Origin of the sequence: Pseudomonas sp. JZ114, from assembly GCF_051027705.1 — a bacterium.
Lineage (GTDB): Bacteria > Pseudomonadota > Gammaproteobacteria > Pseudomonadales > Pseudomonadaceae > Chryseomonas > Chryseomonas luteola.
In genome coordinates, this window is record NZ_CP069257.1 from 729,754 (window position 1) to 747,500 (window position 17,747).

The following is a 17,747-nucleotide window of genomic DNA, read 5'->3' on the forward strand; positions in this document are numbered from 1 at the left end:
GACGCCTGCCGGTCTATAAGGAAAGAAGGCTGCCTAGGGCTTTTACCCAGGCAGCCTTTGATCAACCTGCCAAGACGCTATCGACCAGTGCTTTGGCCTCTTCCTGAATGCGCTTGAGGTGCGCTTCTCCCTCAAAGCTTTCGGCGTAGATTTTGTAAACGTCTTCCGTACCGGAAGGACGTGCAGCAAACCAGCCGTTTTCAGTCACAACTTTGAGGCCACCGATCGCCGCACCATTGCCAGGCGCCTCGGTCAGGATCTGTGTAATCGGCTGACCGGCCAGCTCGCTGGCAGTCACCTGGGATGCAGACAGCTTACCGAGCTTGGCTTTCTGCTCGCGATCAGCTGCAGCATCGATACGCTGATACACCGGCGAACCAAACCGCTCGGTCAGGGCTTGATAACGCTCACCAGGGTCCTTGTCGGTAACTGCCGTGATTTCCGCTGCCAGCAACCCCAGGATGATGCCGTCCTTATCGGTCGACCATGCACCGCCAGTCTTGCGCAGGAACGATGCGCCCGCGGACTCCTCACCACCAAAGCCAAGGCTTCCGTCCATGAGGCCATCTACGAACCACTTGAAGCCCACCGGCACCTCGACGACCTTCCGATCGATACCCTGAGCCACACGGTCGATCATGGAAGACGACACCAGTGTTTTACCAATACCCGCGTGAGCGCTCCACTCGGGACGGTGAGTAAAGAGGTATTCGATCGCTACCGCCAAGTAATGGTTGGGATTGAGCAGCCCAGTCGAACGCGACACGATACCGTGGCGGTCATGGTCGGTATCACAGGCAAAGGACACATCGAAACGGTCCTTGTTTTCAATCAATCCAGCCATCGCATGGGGCGAGCTGCAGTCCATACGGATCTTGCCGTCCCAATCCAGGCGCATGAAGCGGAAGGTAGGATCGATACGGGTCGACAGGACTTCAAGCGGCAAACCAAAACGCTCGGCAATGCGCGTCCAGTAGTGCACGCCTGCCCCGCCCAGAGGATCCACGCCAAACTTAAGGCCCGAACGCTTGATGGCTTCGATATCGATGACCTGATCAAGGCCACCCACATAGCTTTCGATAAAGTCGAATCGCTGCGTCGTTGGCGCTTTCAACGCACGGGCATAGTCCATGCGCTCCACGCCCTTCAATCCTGCCTTGAGCAGCGCATTCGCACGCTCCTGAATCCACTTGGTTACGTTAGTATCGGCCGGACCACCGTTGGTGGGGTTGTATTTGAATCCACCATCGGCAGGCGGATTGTGTGAAGGCGTAATGACAATACCGTCAGCCAGGCCGCTGGTGCGGCCTTTGTTGTATTCGAGAATGGCATTGGAGATGGCGGGCGTTGGCGTATAACCGGGCTCGCCCTGGGTCTCAGCACAGCCTGCATCGATACGGGTCTCAACACCATTGGCAGCCAGCACTTCCAGTGCTGAAACAAAGGCAGGTTCGGACAGCGCATGGGTATCCATGCCAACAAAGAGCGGACCATTTACGCCCTGCTCTTTTCGGTAATCACAAATAGCCTGGGTAGTTGCCAGGATGTGCCACTCATTGAAGCTGACCTTCAGCGATGAACCGCGATGCCCGGATGTACCGAATGAAACCTGCTGCGCCGGATCATCAGGGTTGGGCCGTTCACTGTAATAGCGCGACACCAGGCGCGGTAGGTTGACCAGGGTATGCTCATCGGGCAGGCGTCCTGCGTTAAGGTCGATGCTCATCTGACGTTCCTTTGATGGATTGAAATTACTGCCTCAAGTAAACCATGCGGCGATTCAAGAAGCATTCGAAAGCGGTATGACACTGGTGGGTGTCATTCATTCGCGCTTCGACCCAAGCACTACCACCCAGGGTTCCCTTTTCGTATCGCTTATGTGCTGCGGTGCTCGGAAATAAGCAGTGAAAACGGCTCGCCAAAAGAAAACCCGGCATTAGCCGGGTTTTCGATAACTGTGTTGCGTTACAGCGGATGATCTACCTCATCATCGCCAAGCGGATTATCAGGAATGATATCGGGACGCAGTGGATCGAATACGTCACTGCCAATGCCCGCATCGTCCGGCACCACAGGATCGGAGCCTTGTGCATCTAAGGGCGCATTGCTCATACGGATCTCCTCCATTTATAGCCATCAGCACCAGGCTTTGGAGGTATAAATCCACCCGTTGTTTATACCGGTCATCCGAACCTTTTGCAGCAGATTTAAAGGTGGGTATAGATGTAACGGGCCGTCATCACAAGCGCTGTCACTCCAACCATAATCCCGATAAGACCAGACAATGCCAGTGCCGAAAAATGATAGAGATGACTCGGTGCACTGGCCATGATCAGTATCGCCGAAACACTGATCAACGAAACGATAGGCCCCACAGTCAGATAGCGTTTGAACACTGCCATGAACATGCCTCCCCAAGCAGCTCTGCAGACAGGCATCGTTGATAACACGGAATTATGAAGGCTATAAGTCATCACCAGACGGTTTGCCACTTGCGCCGGTCGTCAAACGACGAAAGGTATAAAGTTTTTCTGATCCCGACCGACAACGCAGTCACATCAATCAAGTAGATCCCTATGAAAAAGGTCAGCCAAACCTTGCGGACTCAAGCGTCCATCATCGAGGCCTATTGCGTTTTGGAAGAGAAAGCTCGTCAGCATCCCGAGCTACGCGTATTCCTGCCTGAACTGCTTGATCTAAACGAACAGGCCTGCACGCTCATTGAGCGCTATATGGCCAAGGCAGCCGTTAAAGCCGCCACTGAATGAATCCAGCAATCCAACGGATGCGTTTGGGCGCGAGCCTGACATACGTGCTCACTGGCATAGCACAGGACAAAGGCTCACGAATGATGCCATTGAAGGCAAAATCGTAGCGACCTTGAGCCGCCGGTTATGGCTTACACGAATCGAAATGCAGGCTGCCAGGGAGCGTCTATAGTGTCTGGGCACATAACAAAAAGGACGCCTCATGACTGTTATGCTCCGCCGCGCCACGTGCTCTCTTTCATTGGCAATCGCTTTTGCCTTTTCTACCGCTTCCACCGTACAGGCTGAACCTAATCACCCTGTTCAATCCCATGCCGAACAGTACAAGGAAGAAGCACTCAAGCTACTCGAGCAACTGGTAAATATTGATTCGGGCTCGGGTTATGCACCTGGTCTGATACAGGTAGGTCAGATTGCAGCTGATCAGTTGAAACAGCTGGGCGCTACGATCGAGACTGTTCCAAACTCTCCACCTGATAAAAGTCATCATATCGTTGCCACGCTTAAAGGCACAGGCAAGGCCAAAATCTTGCTGATGGCGCATATGGATACCGTTTTCAAAGAGGGCTCAGCCAAGGAGCGGCCTTTCCATATAAAGGATGGGCGAGCCTACGGACCCGGCGTGATGGACGATAAGGGCGGAATCGTAGCGGGCATCTATGCGCTCAAAATATTGAAAGACCTCAACTTCAAGGATTACGCTCAAATTACCTTTTTGCTCGATGCCAGCGAGGAAACCGGTTCCGATGCTGCTACTCAGCTGATTCAACGGGTGGCCAGGGAGCATGACGTTACCCTCAATCTAGAGCCAGGCCGGCCTGCCGATGGCCTCGTGGCTTGGCGAAAAGGAAGCGCGACCGCAACCGTTGACGTTACCGGTAAGGCCGCTCATGCGGGCGTAGCGCCGGAGCTCGGCCGAAACGCTGCCATGGAAATCTCGCATCAGGTCCTCCAGCTTGGCAAACTGGGCGATGTCGAGAAGAAAACTACGGTCAATTTTACTGTAATCGACGCTGGCGATCGCACGAATGTCATACCTGACAGCGCAACTGCCAAGGCAGACGTCCGTGTAGCAGTTCCTGAGGAGTTTGATCGGGTCGAGCAAGACATGGCGCGCGTCTCTGCCAACAAGCTGATCCAAGAGACCGACGTGAAAACTCATCTGCATCGGGGCTTGCCGCCTATGCCTCAAACCGCCGAAACGGATAGGCTCGTGTCGATGGCTCAAAACATCTACGGTGAAATTGGCCGCAAGCTTACGATTGAGGGCAGCGGTGGCGCAGCTGACGCCAGCCTTGCTGCGGGTGTGGGCGTACCAACGCTGGATGGCTTTGGCATCGTAGGCGGCAATATCCATACGCCAGAAGAGTACGCCGAGGTGGAAAGCGTCGCGCCGAGACTTTATCTACTGGCAAGGATGATCATGGAGCTGGCGCAGCGTGATAAAGGTTAAGTCTCTCAATGAAAAGGACTTTTCATCGGACGTATATAGCACGTGAGGAACGATAAGGAAGACTGGGCATCCCTTCTTATAGTCCTGTTGCAATCATGCAGGTAGATATTCAAGGCCTACGGCCTCCAAGTCAAAAAGCTCGGCGCCAGACTGCTGAGCCACATCCGATAGGAGGATGAGCGATGGATGATCTGGAACAACGCATACGTCAACGCGCCTACGAAATCTGGGAAGCCGCAGGTCGTCCGGATGGACAGGGATTTGAGCACTGGTTTCAAGCCCAGAGAGAAGTCGACTACGACACCGCAGGGGACCCGCTGTCGGGCGGAATAGAAACCAGCGTGGCGCAGCCCATGCCCAAGCCAAAGCGAAGCCGTACCAAGAAGACAGCCTGACCACAGGTCTTTGCCACTACGTAAAACGGCCAATCCTATTGGCCGTTTTATTTTAGTCGGCCTGAAATGCCTAGAGCGCTATCCACCCTACTCTGATTGGCGTTAGCCGAAAACATGCTCTGTAAGAGTGACTTCGATGAAGTAGCCTTCAGCCTGATCGCGTCATTACGTCATTAATAAAGCGGTACACCTCTTTGATTCCGCAAAGGCCGCCTCGCCTGATCAACCAAGCTGCCAAACCGCTTATTCATCATAACATTAGCTCGCCACCACTAGACGTATGAGCGATGTAGGCTATAAATAATCGGGCGATCCCGGTAATAGTCATACCATTATCATGGCTTGCGCTTGAGCTATCTCTGCTGTCGGGCTTGGCGACCCTGCCTTATGAGGTCACCCGTCTTGCAGGGTTCGGCTTGAGGAGCTGCAGTTATGGGCCGTTTTCTTCAGCCTCTAAATCTGTGGCTCACACTGCTCGATAACAACCTGTGTTCTTGCTAATAACAACAACGGAGAAACACCATGGTTCTAGAACTGTGTGCTCAGGTAAGGCGTCTCAAGCGCAACCTTACCAATGCCGCCTGGTTTTCCCTCGCGGTCGCTGTAACAGTATTGATCAACCCGGCCTCCTCTCTGGCGGCAACCCAGTACGACAATCCCATCATTACGCAACGAGCCGATCCGTCTGTTTATAAACATACCGACGGGTATTACTACATGACTTATAGCGTACCGGAGTACAACCGGATCGCACTCAGGCGCGCCAGGACCATTGCCGGTCTTGCAAAGGCCCAGGAACAGGTCATCTGGACCAAGCACGACAGTGGTGAGATGAGTACCCACGTCTGGGCACCCTGGATCGATTACAACAACGGTTCCTGGTACGTCTATTTCGCTGCCGCTCAGGAGGGCACCCCGTTCAATCACCGCATTTATGCACTGTCCAACAATGCAGCCAATCCGGTAACAGGCTCAGGCTGGATCGAGCGTGGTCAGATCAAGACAAACTGGGAGTCATTCAGTATCGATACGACTACCTTTGTGCATGCAGGCAAACGTTACATCGTCTGGGCCCAGAAAGACCCGAACATCGAAGGTAACAGCAATCTCTACATTGCCGAGCTGGATGGCCCGTTGGCTATTAAAGGCAAACAGGTAATGCTATCGCAACCTGAATACGACTGGGAGAAGGTAGGTTTCTGGGTCAACGAAGCGCCTGCCGTCATGGAACATAATGGCAAGGTGTTCATTGCCTATTCGGGCAGTGCTACCGATGCGAACTACAACATGGGCCTGCTTTCCGCACCAGCCACGGCGGATCTACTCGATCCTAGCGTATGGACCAAATCACCTGTTCCTGTCTTCAAGAGTAGCGAGCGTAACGGGATCTACGGCACAGGTAGCAATACCTTCACAACCGACCGAGATGGCACCATCCTTCACATCTATAATGCTCGCAACTACAAGAGCATCGTAGGCGATCCGCTGTACGATCCCAACAGGGCCATTTATGTGCAACCGCTCAGCTGGGATTCAAACGGCAATCCAGTCTTTGGTGTTCCAACAGGCGCAGACAAGCCAGTGACGCTGATCAACCAAAACAGCAGCAAGTGCCTCAATGTGAAAGATGCCAGTCTCGATGCAGGCGTACGGGTCGAACAGGCCTCGTGTGATCAGACGAATGCCCAACGCTGGCACATGATCAATCTGAAAAATGGCTTCTATGAGGTATTGAGTGTCAACAGCGGCAAAGTGTTGACTGCGCAGGAGGCATTCAAGGATTCGCCGATCTCACAGGAGACATGGCAAAACCTTCATACCCAGCAATGGCAGATGTTGCCTGGTGCATCAACCTGGTTCCGCTTGGTCAACCGGTCGAGCGGCAAGGTGCTGAATGTACCCGGATGCAAAGTTGGCGATGGCGTTGACGTCGATCAGAGCCAGTGGATGAAGAACGGCTGCCAGCACTGGTCAGCTGTACCCTGAGCAGAACTTTTCAAGGCATAGACATGGACGTCTTGCCCTATAGCCTGCTTCTTTCCTGGTTAGCAGATACGCTGACCACATGCGTGTTCATGCTTTCGCTACTGTTATACGCCGACCGTTAGTCAGTTTTCATTCAAGGTCTTGTCCGTTTACACCGATAACGAGAAGAGACCAGATGAAGGAGACTGAACATGGCAATCCCGATAACCGGAGCCAGCCCAACAGAAGTCATTGAGCGCGCCCGGCAACTGGGCCTCAGCAAATGGCCAATCCGCGCCGGCCGCACAAAAGAAGGCCACTGGGTACATCATTACTCCATCACCTCCGACGAGCTGATTGCCTATATAGACAGTTTGCTTGTCAGACAATGGAAGAAAAATACATAACTATAAAGGCTTAAACTACATTGTTTCGTACAGCCTTGTTCTAAATATTTAAATTAATTTTAAATAAGTTAACAGTGTGTTTTAAAAAAACCAAGCCGCCTCAAATAGGCTTACACCCTTATTAATTAGCCTTTGAAAGGTTATTCACGCTCTCTGGCAGCCTCTTAAACGCACCAACAGTTCGCAATCAGCAAAAATATATTGTTTACCAATAGATCACAGGCAATCCTACTTATTGCTTATCAAGCTAAACATAGCTGTATTGTTTATCTAAAAAGCAGCCTACGATAATCCGCCGATCGTCTTATATGGCTTTCCCGATCCTCCTGACTTTTGGGGCATCGGTATTACCCTCTATGGCTCCCAGGGGCATCTGGCCGGACTCATGCTTGGGCGCAACAAGGAGATAGCACTGCGCCTGCAGGTCTACAGTCATTACCGGCATGCTCAACAAGGAATTGGCTGCTACTATCTTCGTGAATGGTCGCGTGACTTCCCGCCGTTCCGAGGGTCAGCTACGTGCGCTCGCCGTTACGAGCAGAGAACAGCTGCAGGCTTGGCCTTAAATCAAGATCTTTACTGATCCAGCTAAATTATCAGCTTCAACTACACGCTCATTGCTGGCCCAAATTTACAGGGTGCAGCAATTTCCATATTACATTGACCTACAAAAGCGTCAATTGCTGGCACAGGTTTATCTGGAACTTCGCCAAAGTGATAAAAAATATAAAGTAAGTCGCATAGAACGGAATACTTAATTAGGCTGCGAACCTTTAAAAGCATTACCTATTAATTAATGATTTGTCTGATTAGTTCATAATCACTCTGGCGAGACCACTGCTTTTCTGAAACGCGAACATTGATACGGCCATTCAATTTCGGGTCAATTTTGACAGGATCTTTCAATACCCTTTTGAACGAACCACATCGGTTATCCAGATATATCTGGAGATAAGCCTCTATCTCACCCTATTTAGCATTTCGTCATTGGATAGGCATCGGCTGTAGACTGGTACAGTGACCAATGTCTATTACTGACCGAGCCGGAGAACTTTATAGCCCATGTCGATTGCTGAGGTTCCGATTCGATTTCGCCCAATGGTAACGGAAGACCTGATACATGCCCATGAATTGTCACGTGCCGTAGGCTGGCCCCATCGCCTGCAGGACTGGCAATGGATACACCACGTCAGCCAGGGAATAGTGGCAGAAGACGCACATGGCATATTGGGTACGGCGCTCTGCTGCCTTCAAGGCGATTACGTCAGCCTAGGTCTGGTCATCGTTGATGTGCGGCGACAAGGCCAAGGACTGGGCCGTAAATTGGTCGACCAGGTATTGAACCATACAAGCCCACGCACTCCTCTCCTGGTTGCAACACCACAAGGAGCGCCCCTTTATTCCAGCCAGGGCTTTATTACCTACGAACATATTCATCAACACCAAACCGCGAGCGCACCAGCCCTCCCTCATCATGAGCTACCAGTCGGGCATACGCTGCACGAGATAACATCACAACATTTTCCTCAACTCATTGAATTAGCTTCCAGCGCAACCGGAATGAACCGTGGCCTAGTGCTTGCGGCTTTATTAAAGATCAGTCAGTACGTAATAGGTATTGAGCGGGATAGGCAGCAGGTCGGCTTTGCATTATTACGCCCGTTTGGGCGCGGTCTAGCTATTGGGCCGGTGGTGGCAGAGTCCGCCGAGCAGGCGAAAGTGTTGATTGTTGCCCTACTGTCTCGAGTAGCCGGACAGTTCGTTCGGCTGGACGTCACACACAGCAGTGGGTTAAGCAACTGGTTGACCGATATCGGGATTCCTCAAACGGATAAAGTTGCACAAATGGTCAAGGGTAGTCCCCCCATACCATTGGGCAATGCACTACAAATGGCACTGGCCAATCAAGCCTTGTGCTAACTCCGTTAGCGTCCTGCCTGATCGCATCAGGGGTGATCAGGCAGATTAGCGCTATCAGTCCTTGAACCTTTCAGGTTTCCAATCCGGGAAGATAAGGTCCAAGGTAAACGTCCTCAACTGCTCAGTTGTAAGCTGTCGTCGCTGTGGGTCCCATAATGCAGCCCCTGGACCATAGTTGCGCCCCTCGAAGAAGCGAGAGTCCTGCGGATAGAACCAGATGGTGTTGCCATCCTTGTCCTTGCCCGACATCTTGTCCCAGCCGTAGATGTGATCATCCATATAAGACTTGATAAAGACTGACTGACCGATTGCATTCGGGTCAGCGTAACGGCCATCCTCAAAGGTCGTAGTAGGATGCCAGGGACGTCCCAATGCGAAACTGCGAGCAGGCACCCCCATCTCTTTCACAATACGACTTTGCAGGAAGATCAGCCCGTAGGGAGACTTGATATCGGTACTAGGCGCGGTGAGATAGCCATAAGGCGGTGCTATATCGGTACGGCGTCGAGCAACGATGTCGCAGTGATCGAACACACTGATCCCTGATCCGAAAATGAAATCAACATGCCCTGTGATCTTGCTTTGAGTGAAATAGCTGCGGCTACCGGTTTTGCTATAAAACGTATCCTGATATCCCTCCAGTCTCACATTGTGAAAACGCGCGCGATCACTGTTACTGTCCAGCAGCAGCGCCACCGCCTGGGTATCCTTTACCTTGGTAGGATCAGTAGCCAGCTTGGCCGCATTGGCCGGAAAGTCGAAACTGTTTCGAATGGTCAGATTGCGCGCTGTAAAATCAGGCGCGTTCACACTCACGGTGCTGCTGCCTGACGTACCATATTTCTGTCTCTTCTCATCGAGCATGCCCGCGTACACACCGGCACTGATGATGGTCTTGTCCCGCTGCTCGCCTATCAAGGTGATATTAGGGCGAGTGATGCTCAAGCGCTCCTCATAGGTTCCTTTTTTCAGGAAAATGACATAGGGCGACTGGTCTGATGGGGCCGCCTTGATGGCCGCATTAATGGATGTGAATGTGTTGGGTTGCGCCGTTGGTGACACCACCGCCTGGTACTGCACTGCCAATGCCGTCTGGCTGATACATACAAGGCTGACAGTGCCCAAGAGCATGGTGCTGCGTAATAGGGAAGGCATGGACATTGTTGTTATTCCTTCTTATTTGAGTTTTGCAGCCAGCTCAACCAGTGCCGGTTGCTGCGCGATGCCTTCGGCTACTATACCGGCAACCGCCTCGGCGCCCTTCTGCTGGAAGTGGGTACGATCAGGATTATCCAACGTTCCGGAAGTCTGGGTTTTGTAATAGGGATAGCGTGGGTCGTTGGGATCAACCGCAAGCCAATAGGACTTCCAGTCGTCTCGGTGCTGATTGACGAAGTCGATAGTCTTCCGCTCGAGGTCAATGAATGGAATTCGATTGTCCGCAGCCGTTTTGCGAATGGTGGCCGCGTAATCACCTACATAGGCATAGCCGTTTTCGCTGTTCTGCTTGGTCCAGTGGGAACTGCCAACCGGTGTAGTATCACCATTTTCGAAAGCGGGTTTACGCTCTGCAGTCATCACCCGTGTGGTAGGCGTCATAATGATGGGTCTGGCTCCTTGCCGACGCGCCAATGCAATGTAGCGCTCCAAGGAGTTCTGGAATGACAGCTGCGGTTGGCCTTCAGGATATTGCTTGTTGCCATTACTGTCATTGGGATAGGTACACAGGTTTTTCACATCTGCCGCACCACGCACCGGTTTGGCGCTATTACAGTTTTGGTCGTTGTGCCCATGGGCGATGAATACATAGTCACCTGCCTTCATGAAGCGCGCCATCTGTTGATACCAACCCTCGTTATAGAAATCGCGACTCGATCGCCCTGCCCGCGCTCCGTTGAGTACGGCAACACCGCTATCGTTCCGAAAGCGTTCCTGGAAGACCTGCCCCCATCCCATCCTGGGTAGTCGGCTTTCCTCATAGGTTGCTGCGGTGGAATCACTCACAATCAGGATGCGCACCTTAGCGCTCTTGATAGCCTCCAGCTCACCCTTTGCACGCAGGTAGTCGAAGCGCTCATAGCTGCTGGTGTCATGCGTCGTGCTGACATCGCTGAAGCCTAGAATAGGGCGAAAGCGAATATCAGTCAGAATGGTTCCGCTCGCCTCGCCGCTGTCATTGTGATAACCCCGGTTGTGATTAATCACCTGGAGCAACGCCTCAGCTCCTTTTCCGTCGTCACGCAGGGGGGTGGTAATAGGGTTGTACCGATCTACATGGCTAACGCCTGCTTGAGTCAGTGCTTGCGAAAGGCCTGCCCTCATCGCATTAAGCGGAGCAGTTAGAAACTCCTCGCGCATTTGCCCCGCATTACCACTTTCCACCCACTGTTGAGGACCGATGTACCCAAGCTTCTGGGCGATTTCGGAAACAATCCGATCTGTAAGTGGTGTGATATTGACCGTTGTATTTCCATTACGTGGGAGCGCTGTCACTACCGAGGCCATACAACGCGTTCGAGGTTTATCGTTGTAGCGGCAATTTTGCGTAATGTGTCCGTCGCGCGGTGTAAGATCGGTAGCGGATACCAGTAACGGCGGCGTCAGTGTTGAGGCTTCCAGGCGCCAATGCCCCTTGCGGTCCGTCAGAGCAGTCTTTTGCTTTCCCCACTTATCAATCACTGTGACCTTGGCATTGGTCAAAGGCGCATCGGCCATGACCACTCCATTCAAGAACGTTGCTCCCTGAGCGAATCCTGCACCAGCTAGCAGCAAACACCCCATCAGAGCCGAGCCTTTCATACGCATGCGAATACTCCTCAGTAACTCGACAGCATCCAGAGCTGTACAAGCGAACCGTTGTAAATTCAGTACCGTTAAATGCTCCGAGAGCACGCGCCTATGAGCTGAAGGCGTTAACCTGCTTGACGGAAGAAAAAACAGCCATGTGCCGGGTGACCAAGTAGTAATGCATTGCTGAAACTAGAGAGCGGGTAAGAAGAATCATGCTAGTCCTTTGTTGTTGTTGTTAAGACTTGTTTACTAGCTGGTCTGTTTGCCCACCAGCCAAGTATCAACACTACCAGCTATGCAGGAGTCTAAATAATTAACTAGATTAACTATTAAAGAAGGCCTGAAGATTTACTTTCATCAAACAGTCTTCATCTGTATGTCGTCATACAACAAGATCAGTATTTTTTGGCAACGCCATTTTGTCAAGGGATTCCACCCACTCCTTTTGAGAATAACCATCGAAGTCGAGGGTTATAGTGGCGCTTTAGCCTCAAATAGCCTTATAGCAGCTAAAGGTTATAAAATTGACTGTCTGTACTTAGCTGCTCAGGAAGCCGCTCGTTCACAAACCGAAGGAATAGCTTCTTAGCTGTTGTCATACCACACAAATAAATTATGATGGGCTCAAGGTGGCGCTCTAAACCCTCTCGTTCATAACAATAAGGATAAATCTATGAGCATCGAACACCCTGCAGCCTTGTCACGCTCAATGAAAAAACAGATTCTGACCATAACAGCGTTAACCTTGGGGTTAACCGTGACCGCGTTACCCTGCTTCGCACTTGATGCGCCGGTTAACGTACAGGTTCCTACACTAGCCTACGATGAGAGCCAGATTGTTCTGGTGTGGGAAAAGCCTGCAAATCCGCAGGATATCCGTGACTATAATGTCTACCTGAACGGTAAATTTCTTGGCAGCGCCACCGCCAATAACAATCGCGTCTCACCTGCCAAGCCTTACATTAATCGTTTTTATGAAGAAGACACAGACGGCTTCCACCACCGTATTACCATCCACAGCTTCACGGCAACGGGTCTGAAGGCAGACACTGAATACCGTTTCACGGTGCGTGCTGTAGATGCTTATGGCAATGAATCCGCTGACAGCAAAGCAGTAGTCCAGCGTACCAGCCGTCTACCCAAAGTGTTCAATGTCGTTCGATACGGCGCTAAAGGAGATGGCAAGACTGTTAACACACATGCCATCCAAGCCGCTATTGATGCTTGCACACCTGGATGCAAGGTGCTCATTCCTGCCGGGACGTTCAAGACTGGTGCACTTTACCTGAAGAGCAACATGACGCTCGAAATTGGACGTGGCGCAACGCTTCTCGGCTCAGAGCGCGGGGAAGACTATCCAGCGAAGGGATATATTCAGTACCCCTACTCCACCACCATCCGTCCCGCCTCCCTTATCAACGCGCTACCCCGCGACCCCTACACAGAAGAGCATTTCGAAAACATCCGTATCGTAGGTAAAGGGATTATCAACGGCAATGGCTGGAGGCGTCTGGAAGACGACACTGATGAGCTGGGACGAGCCTTGCCGGTTTACGTCGCAAGCAATAATACACGCTATATGCAAGACGGCATTCTTGCCAAGGACCAAGTCCAGAGAGCAGTGGCTTCGGGTATGAACGTCAAGGATGCGTACGGCCAAATGCGGTCATCCCTAATCACGCTGCGCAACGTCCGTAACGTATTCTATGGTGACTTTACTGTACTCAATCCAGCCTACCACGGCATCATGAACTTAGAGACGGAAAATGTGGTGATGGCCAACACCACACACAAGACATACGATGCCAATAACGGTGATGGTATTGAATTTGCCAACAGCCGAGGCGCCATGGTTTTCAATAACTTTTTCGAGACGGGTGATGACTGCGTCAACTTCGCAGCAGGGACTGGGGCTGATGCCATTAAACAGAAGCCACAGGAAAATGTCTGGGTCTTCAATAACTACTTTCGTCACGGCCACGGCATGATCGTTGCTGGCAGCCACACCGGGGCATGGATACAGAATATCCTGGCCGAGGATAATGTCTCAGACGGGACCGATGTCGGGCTGCGCATGAAAAGTACCAACTTCATGGGCGGCGGTGTCAGAAATGTCATCTTTCGCGACTCCGCCATTCGTAATAGCGCCAAGCAAGGCTTTATATTCACCTTAGACTATAACGATCCTAACGCCATCCTGGACTACAAGCGCTCGGATATCTCCGGCAAATTTCAGGATATTAAGGTCAGCAACGTTACCGTGGAGAATCCTGTCTCTGCAGCCTTGGAGATCAAGGGCGACAGCGCGCATGATGCTTTCCATGAACGCTTCGAATTTGCCAAGGTGAGTTTCAAAGGAACAGCACCTGCCACTATCAATGGTCTTCGAAACTCGAGCTTTAGAGATATTACCTTTGAAGGAACCGCAAAAAACCCTTGGTCGATTACGAACAGTGCAGACCTAAGCTTTACGCACGTGGTACCACAACCGCTTCAATAATGAACACTCCGGCACTCTCGTGAGCGCTGGAGCCACAATTTGCCGTTGGATAATGGTAATCATATTTGGCAGCAGACATCATTTGGTTGATTAGATTGTTGCCAAACTGCTCAAAGAAGACGAAGTAAGAGAGGATACTACCCTAACGTATTCGATACCTTAACGCACCAGTGTTTTTCTTACTTGATTCAAGCAATAAAGACAGGACTGGGAAGCCTGCGTTTAGTGTATTGCCTGCTCCCTGCAAAATACATTTCATAAAAAAGCCCGCTAAAGCGGGCTCTTTTTAGCGCTCAGAAAGAGCAAATTCAGTAAGGCTAAACGTCGGAATGCCTGCTTTCTGTAAACGCTTAGAGCCTTGCAATTCTGGCAAATCTACAATAGCAGCTGCTTCAAATACATTAGCCCCCATGCGACGAATCAGGTTTGCCGCAGCAACAAGAGTCCCACCTGTTGCAATAAGGTCATCTACCAGCAGTACAGTGTCTCCTTGCGACAAGCTGTCTTTATGAACCTCAATGACGGAATCACCGTATTCAGTTGTATAGGTCTCGGTAAGCAACTCGGCAGGAAGCTTTCCTTTTTTACGGAAAAGAATTAATGGCTTATTCAGTGCGTAAGCCAATATGGGACCAATCAAGAAGCCCCTGGCATCCAACGCTCCCACATGCGTGAACTCAGCCTCAACATAGCGCTGAATCAAACTGTCCACAGTCATTCTTAAGGCACGTGGCGATTGAAACAACGGGGTAATATCCCGAAAAATCACACCCGGCTTAGGAAAATCAGGTACAGCACGGATATAAGATTTCAGGTTAGAGGCATCGCAGCTCATAACAACACTCAGGTACAAAATTGGCGAAAAGACAGTATAACTGGACTAGGCTGGTTTGCCGAATAGAGATGCGTCGCTAGATAAACTGTTCCAGCTCCACAAACCTATTTTATCCGCACAAAGCAAAACCCCCGGGCGGTTAGGCCTGGGGGTTTTGGGTATAGGTGCTTGACGATGACCTACTCTCACATGGGGAAACCCCACACTACCATCGGCGATGCATCGTTTCACTTCTGAGTTCGGAAAGGGATCAGGTGGTTCCAACGCTCTATGGTCGTCAAGCAATTCGGGTGGGGAACCGGTGTCTAGTCGTTTCCCCGAATGGGTATGTGATTGGTATTTTGCGGTTCAACCAAGCTTTCGGCTGGTCTTTACCAAACAACAGATTGTTTGGGTGTTATATGGTCAAGCCTCACGGGCAATTAGTATCGGTTAGCTCAACGCCTCACAGCGCTTACACACCCGACCTATCAACGTTGTAGTCTTCAACGGCCCTTCAGGAAGCTCGAGGCTCCAGTGAGATCTCATCTTGAGGCAAGTTTCCCGCTTAGATGCTTTCAGCGGTTATCTTTTCCGAACATAGCTACCCGGCAATGCCACTGGCGTGACAACCGGAACACCAGAGGTTCGTCCACTCCGGTCCTCTCGTACTAGGAGCAGCCCCTCTCAAATCTCAAACGTCCACGGCAGATAGGGACCGAACTGTCTCACGACGTTCTAAACCCAGCTCGCGTACCACTTTAAATGGCGAACAGCCATACCCTTGGGACCGGCTTCAGCCCCAGGATGTGATGAGCCGACATCGAGGTGCCAAACACCGCCGTCGATATGAACTCTTGGGCGGTATCAGCCTGTTATCCCCGGAGTACCTTTTATCCGTTGAGCGATGGCCCTTCCATACAGAACCACCGGATCACTAAGACCTACTTTCGTACCTGCTCGACGTGTCTGTCTCGCAGTCAAGCGCGCTTTTGCCTTTATACTCTGCGACCGATTTCCGACCGGTCTGAGCGCACCTTCGTACTCCTCCGTTACTCTTTAGGAGGAGACCGCCCCAGTCAAACTGCCCACCATACACTGTCCTCGATCCGGATAACGGACCAGAGTTAGAACCTCAAGCATGCCAGGGTGGTATTTCAAGGATGGCTCCACGAGAACTGGCGTCCTCGCTTCAAAGCCTCCCACCTATCCTACACAAGCAGGCTCAAAGTCCAGTGCAAAGCTACAGTAAAGGTTCACGGGGTCTTTCCGTCTAGCCGCGGATACACTGCATCTTCACAGCGATTTCAATTTCACTGAGTCTCGGGTGGAGACAGCGCCGCCATCGTTACGCCATTCGTGCAGGTCGGAACTTACCCGACAAGGAATTTCGCTACCTTAGGACCGTTATAGTTACGGCCGCCGTTTACCGGGGCTTCGATCAAGAGCTTCGCTTGCGCTAACCCCATCAATTAACCTTCCGGCACCGGGCAGGCGTCACACCCTATACGTCCACTTTCGTGTTTGCAGAGTGCTGTGTTTTTAATAAACAGTCGCAGCGGCCTGGTATCTTCGACCGGCATGGGCTTACGGAGCAAGTCCTTCACCCTCACCGGCGCACCTTCTCCCGAAGTTACGGTGCCATTTTGCCTAGTTCCTTCACCCGAGTTCTCTCAAGCGCCTTGGTATTCTCTACCCGACCACCTGTGTCGGTTTGGGGTACGATTTCTAATTACCTGAAGCTTAGAGGCTTTTCCTGGAAGCATGGCATCAACCACTTCCTCTTCATAAGAAGAGTCGTCATCAGCTCTCGGCCTTAACTGTCCGGATTTACCTAAACAGTCAGCCTACCGCCTTAAACTTGGACAACCAACGCCAAGCTGGCCTAGCCTTCTCCGTCCCCCCATCGCAGTAATTAGAAGTACAGGAATATTAACCTGTTTCCCATCGACTACGCCTTTCAGCCTCGCCTTAGGGGTCGACTCACCCTGCGTCGATTAACGTTGCGCAGGAACCCTTGGTCTTTCGGCGTGCGAGTTTTTCACTCGCATTGTCGTTACTCATGTCAGCATTCGCACTTCTGATACCTCCAGCAAGCTTCTCAACTCACCTTCACAGGCTTACAGAACGCTCCTCTACCGCTCATCTTGCGATGAACCCGTAGCTTCGGTGTGTAGTTTGAGCCCCGTTACATCTTCCGCGCAGGCCGACTCGACTAGTGAGCTATTACGCTTTCTTTAAAGGGTGGCTGCTTCTAAGCCAACCTCCTAGCTGTCTAAGCCTTCCCACATCGTTTACCACTTAACTACAACTTTGGGACCTTAGCTGACGGTCTGGGTTGTTTCCCTTTTCACGACGGACGTTAGCACCCGCCGTGTGTCTCCCATGCTTGCACTTCTGGGTATTCGGAGTTTGCATCGGTTTGGTAAGTCGGGATGACCCCCTAGCCGAAACAGTGCTCTACCCCCCAGAGTGATACATGAGGCGCTACCTAAATAGCTTTCGAGGAGAACCAGCTATCTCCGAGCTTGATTAGCCTTTCACTCCGATCCACAAGTCATCCCCTGCCTTTTCAACGGAAGTGGGTTCGGTCCTCCAGTCAGTGTTACCTAACCTTCAACCTGCTCATGGATAGATCGCCCGGTTTCGGGTCTATACCCAGCGACTAAAACGCCCTATTAAGACTCGCTTTCGCTACGCCTTCCCTATACGGTTAAGCTTGCCACTGAATATAA

Annotated in this window: 13 protein-coding genes and 2 rRNA genes (1 of these 15 running past the window's edge); 7 read left to right on the forward strand and 8 right to left on the reverse strand. The window is 51.6% G+C overall.

Features of this window, described 5'->3' with window-relative positions:
- Window positions 1-61: 61 nt before the first annotated feature.
- The 3 genes from pgm to JQR90_RS22850 form a co-directional block, all read right to left on the reverse strand.
- The gene (gene pgm / locus JQR90_RS22840) at window positions 62-1,726 is read right to left on the reverse strand and encodes a phosphoglucomutase (alpha-D-glucose-1,6-bisphosphate-dependent) (RefSeq protein ID WP_434140827.1); all 1,665 of its coding nucleotides are present in this window, start codon (window positions 1,724-1,726) and stop codon (window positions 62-64) included.
- A 239-nt stretch (window positions 1,727-1,965) separates the two neighbouring features.
- On the reverse strand, window positions 1,966-2,112 hold the full coding sequence (locus tag JQR90_RS22845) for a hypothetical protein (protein WP_010798681.1): 147 nt from the start codon (window positions 2,110-2,112) through the stop codon (window positions 1,966-1,968).
- A gap of 95 nt (window positions 2,113-2,207) precedes the next feature.
- Window positions 2,208-2,402 carry a hypothetical protein gene (locus JQR90_RS22850; protein WP_122044038.1) on the reverse strand — a complete coding sequence of 65 codons (195 nt, stop codon included), beginning with the start codon at window positions 2,400-2,402 and terminating at the stop codon, window positions 2,208-2,210.
- Window positions 2,403-2,576: 174 nt separating this feature from the next.
- On the opposite strand from JQR90_RS22850, the gene JQR90_RS22855 reads away from it, so the two are divergent.
- The 6 genes from JQR90_RS22855 to JQR90_RS22880 all read left to right on the forward strand — a co-directional run bounded on the left by JQR90_RS22855 (window position 2,577) and on the right by JQR90_RS22880 (window position 8,908).
- Complete coding sequence (locus JQR90_RS22855; protein ID WP_010798683.1) at window positions 2,577-2,768, forward strand: hypothetical protein; 192 nt, start codon at window positions 2,577-2,579, stop codon at window positions 2,766-2,768.
- A gap of 202 nt (window positions 2,769-2,970) precedes the next feature.
- Window positions 2,971-4,221: a M20/M25/M40 family metallo-hydrolase gene (locus JQR90_RS22860; protein WP_010798684.1), complete on the forward strand. Its 1,251-nt coding sequence runs from the start codon at window positions 2,971-2,973 to the stop codon at window positions 4,219-4,221.
- A 182-nt stretch (window positions 4,222-4,403) separates the two neighbouring features.
- Window positions 4,404-4,616 (forward strand): DUF2934 domain-containing protein, encoded by a 213-nt coding sequence (locus JQR90_RS22865; protein WP_010798685.1) that lies wholly within the window; start codon window positions 4,404-4,406, stop codon window positions 4,614-4,616.
- Between the two features lie 522 nt (window positions 4,617-5,138).
- Window positions 5,139-6,602 (forward strand): family 43 glycosylhydrolase, encoded by a 1,464-nt coding sequence (locus JQR90_RS22870; RefSeq protein WP_010798686.1) that lies wholly within the window; start codon window positions 5,139-5,141, stop codon window positions 6,600-6,602.
- A gap of 191 nt (window positions 6,603-6,793) precedes the next feature.
- Window positions 6,794-6,988: a hypothetical protein gene (locus JQR90_RS22875; RefSeq protein ID WP_010798688.1), complete on the forward strand. Its 195-nt coding sequence runs from the start codon at window positions 6,794-6,796 to the stop codon at window positions 6,986-6,988.
- A gap of 1,062 nt (window positions 6,989-8,050) precedes the next feature.
- Window positions 8,051-8,908: a GNAT family N-acetyltransferase gene (locus JQR90_RS22880; protein ID WP_010798690.1), complete on the forward strand. Its 858-nt coding sequence runs from the start codon at window positions 8,051-8,053 to the stop codon at window positions 8,906-8,908.
- Between the two features lie 54 nt (window positions 8,909-8,962).
- On the opposite strand, the gene JQR90_RS22885 is transcribed toward JQR90_RS22880, so the two are convergent.
- Window positions 8,963-10,063, reverse strand: a complete 1,101-nt coding sequence (locus JQR90_RS22885) for a pectinesterase family protein (protein WP_037031159.1) — start codon at window positions 10,061-10,063, stop codon at window positions 8,963-8,965.
- A gap of 21 nt (window positions 10,064-10,084) precedes the next feature.
- Window positions 10,085-11,713 (reverse strand): SGNH/GDSL hydrolase family protein, encoded by a 1,629-nt coding sequence (locus JQR90_RS22890; protein WP_010798692.1) that lies wholly within the window; start codon window positions 11,711-11,713, stop codon window positions 10,085-10,087.
- A gap of 658 nt (window positions 11,714-12,371) precedes the next feature.
- Between JQR90_RS22890 and JQR90_RS22895 the strand changes: the two genes are divergently transcribed.
- Window positions 12,372-14,198 (forward strand): glycosyl hydrolase family 28 protein, encoded by a 1,827-nt coding sequence (locus JQR90_RS22895; protein ID WP_434140828.1) that lies wholly within the window; start codon window positions 12,372-12,374, stop codon window positions 14,196-14,198.
- A gap of 286 nt (window positions 14,199-14,484) precedes the next feature.
- Here the strand turns inward: JQR90_RS22895 and JQR90_RS22900 are convergent, their stop codons facing one another.
- The 3 genes from JQR90_RS22900 to JQR90_RS22910 form a co-directional block, all read right to left on the reverse strand.
- On the reverse strand, window positions 14,485-15,033 hold the full coding sequence (locus JQR90_RS22900) for an adenine phosphoribosyltransferase (protein ID WP_434140829.1): 549 nt from the start codon (window positions 15,031-15,033) through the stop codon (window positions 14,485-14,487).
- Between the two features lie 166 nt (window positions 15,034-15,199).
- A 5S ribosomal RNA gene (rrf, locus tag JQR90_RS22905) occupies window positions 15,200-15,315 on the reverse strand.
- Between the two features lie 119 nt (window positions 15,316-15,434).
- A 23S ribosomal RNA gene (locus JQR90_RS22910) occupies window positions 15,435-17,747 on the reverse strand; it runs 578 nt beyond the window's last position.

What these genes read in the sequence shown, in the direction of transcription:
- JQR90_RS22900 (WP_434140829.1), bottom strand. Translation starts at nt 15,033, where the DNA reads ATGAGCTGCGATGCCTCTAACCTGAAATCTTATATCCGTGCTGTACCT.
- JQR90_RS22870 (WP_010798686.1), top strand. Translation starts at nt 5,139, where the DNA reads ATGGTTCTAGAACTGTGTGCTCAGGTAAGGCGTCTCAAGCGCAACCTT.
- JQR90_RS22865 (WP_010798685.1), top strand. Translation starts at nt 4,404, where the DNA reads ATGGATGATCTGGAACAACGCATACGTCAACGCGCCTACGAAATCTGG.
- JQR90_RS22890 (WP_010798692.1), bottom strand. Translation starts at nt 11,713, where the DNA reads ATGCGTATGAAAGGCTCGGCTCTGATGGGGTGTTTGCTGCTAGCTGGT.
- pgm (WP_434140827.1), bottom strand. Translation starts at nt 1,726, where the DNA reads ATGAGCATCGACCTTAACGCAGGACGCCTGCCCGATGAGCATACCCTG.
- JQR90_RS22845 (WP_010798681.1), bottom strand. Translation starts at nt 2,112, where the DNA reads ATGAGCAATGCGCCCTTAGATGCACAAGGCTCCGATCCTGTGGTGCCG.
- JQR90_RS22895 (WP_434140828.1), top strand. Translation starts at nt 12,372, where the DNA reads ATGAGCATCGAACACCCTGCAGCCTTGTCACGCTCAATGAAAAAACAG.
- JQR90_RS22860 (WP_010798684.1), top strand. Translation starts at nt 2,971, where the DNA reads ATGACTGTTATGCTCCGCCGCGCCACGTGCTCTCTTTCATTGGCAATC.
- JQR90_RS22875 (WP_010798688.1), top strand. Translation starts at nt 6,794, where the DNA reads ATGGCAATCCCGATAACCGGAGCCAGCCCAACAGAAGTCATTGAGCGC.
- JQR90_RS22885 (WP_037031159.1), bottom strand. Translation starts at nt 10,063, where the DNA reads ATGCCTTCCCTATTACGCAGCACCATGCTCTTGGGCACTGTCAGCCTT.
- JQR90_RS22855 (WP_010798683.1), top strand. Translation starts at nt 2,577, where the DNA reads ATGAAAAAGGTCAGCCAAACCTTGCGGACTCAAGCGTCCATCATCGAG.
- JQR90_RS22880 (WP_010798690.1), top strand. Translation starts at nt 8,051, where the DNA reads ATGTCGATTGCTGAGGTTCCGATTCGATTTCGCCCAATGGTAACGGAA.
- JQR90_RS22850 (WP_122044038.1), bottom strand. Translation starts at nt 2,402, where the DNA reads ATGGCAGTGTTCAAACGCTATCTGACTGTGGGGCCTATCGTTTCGTTG.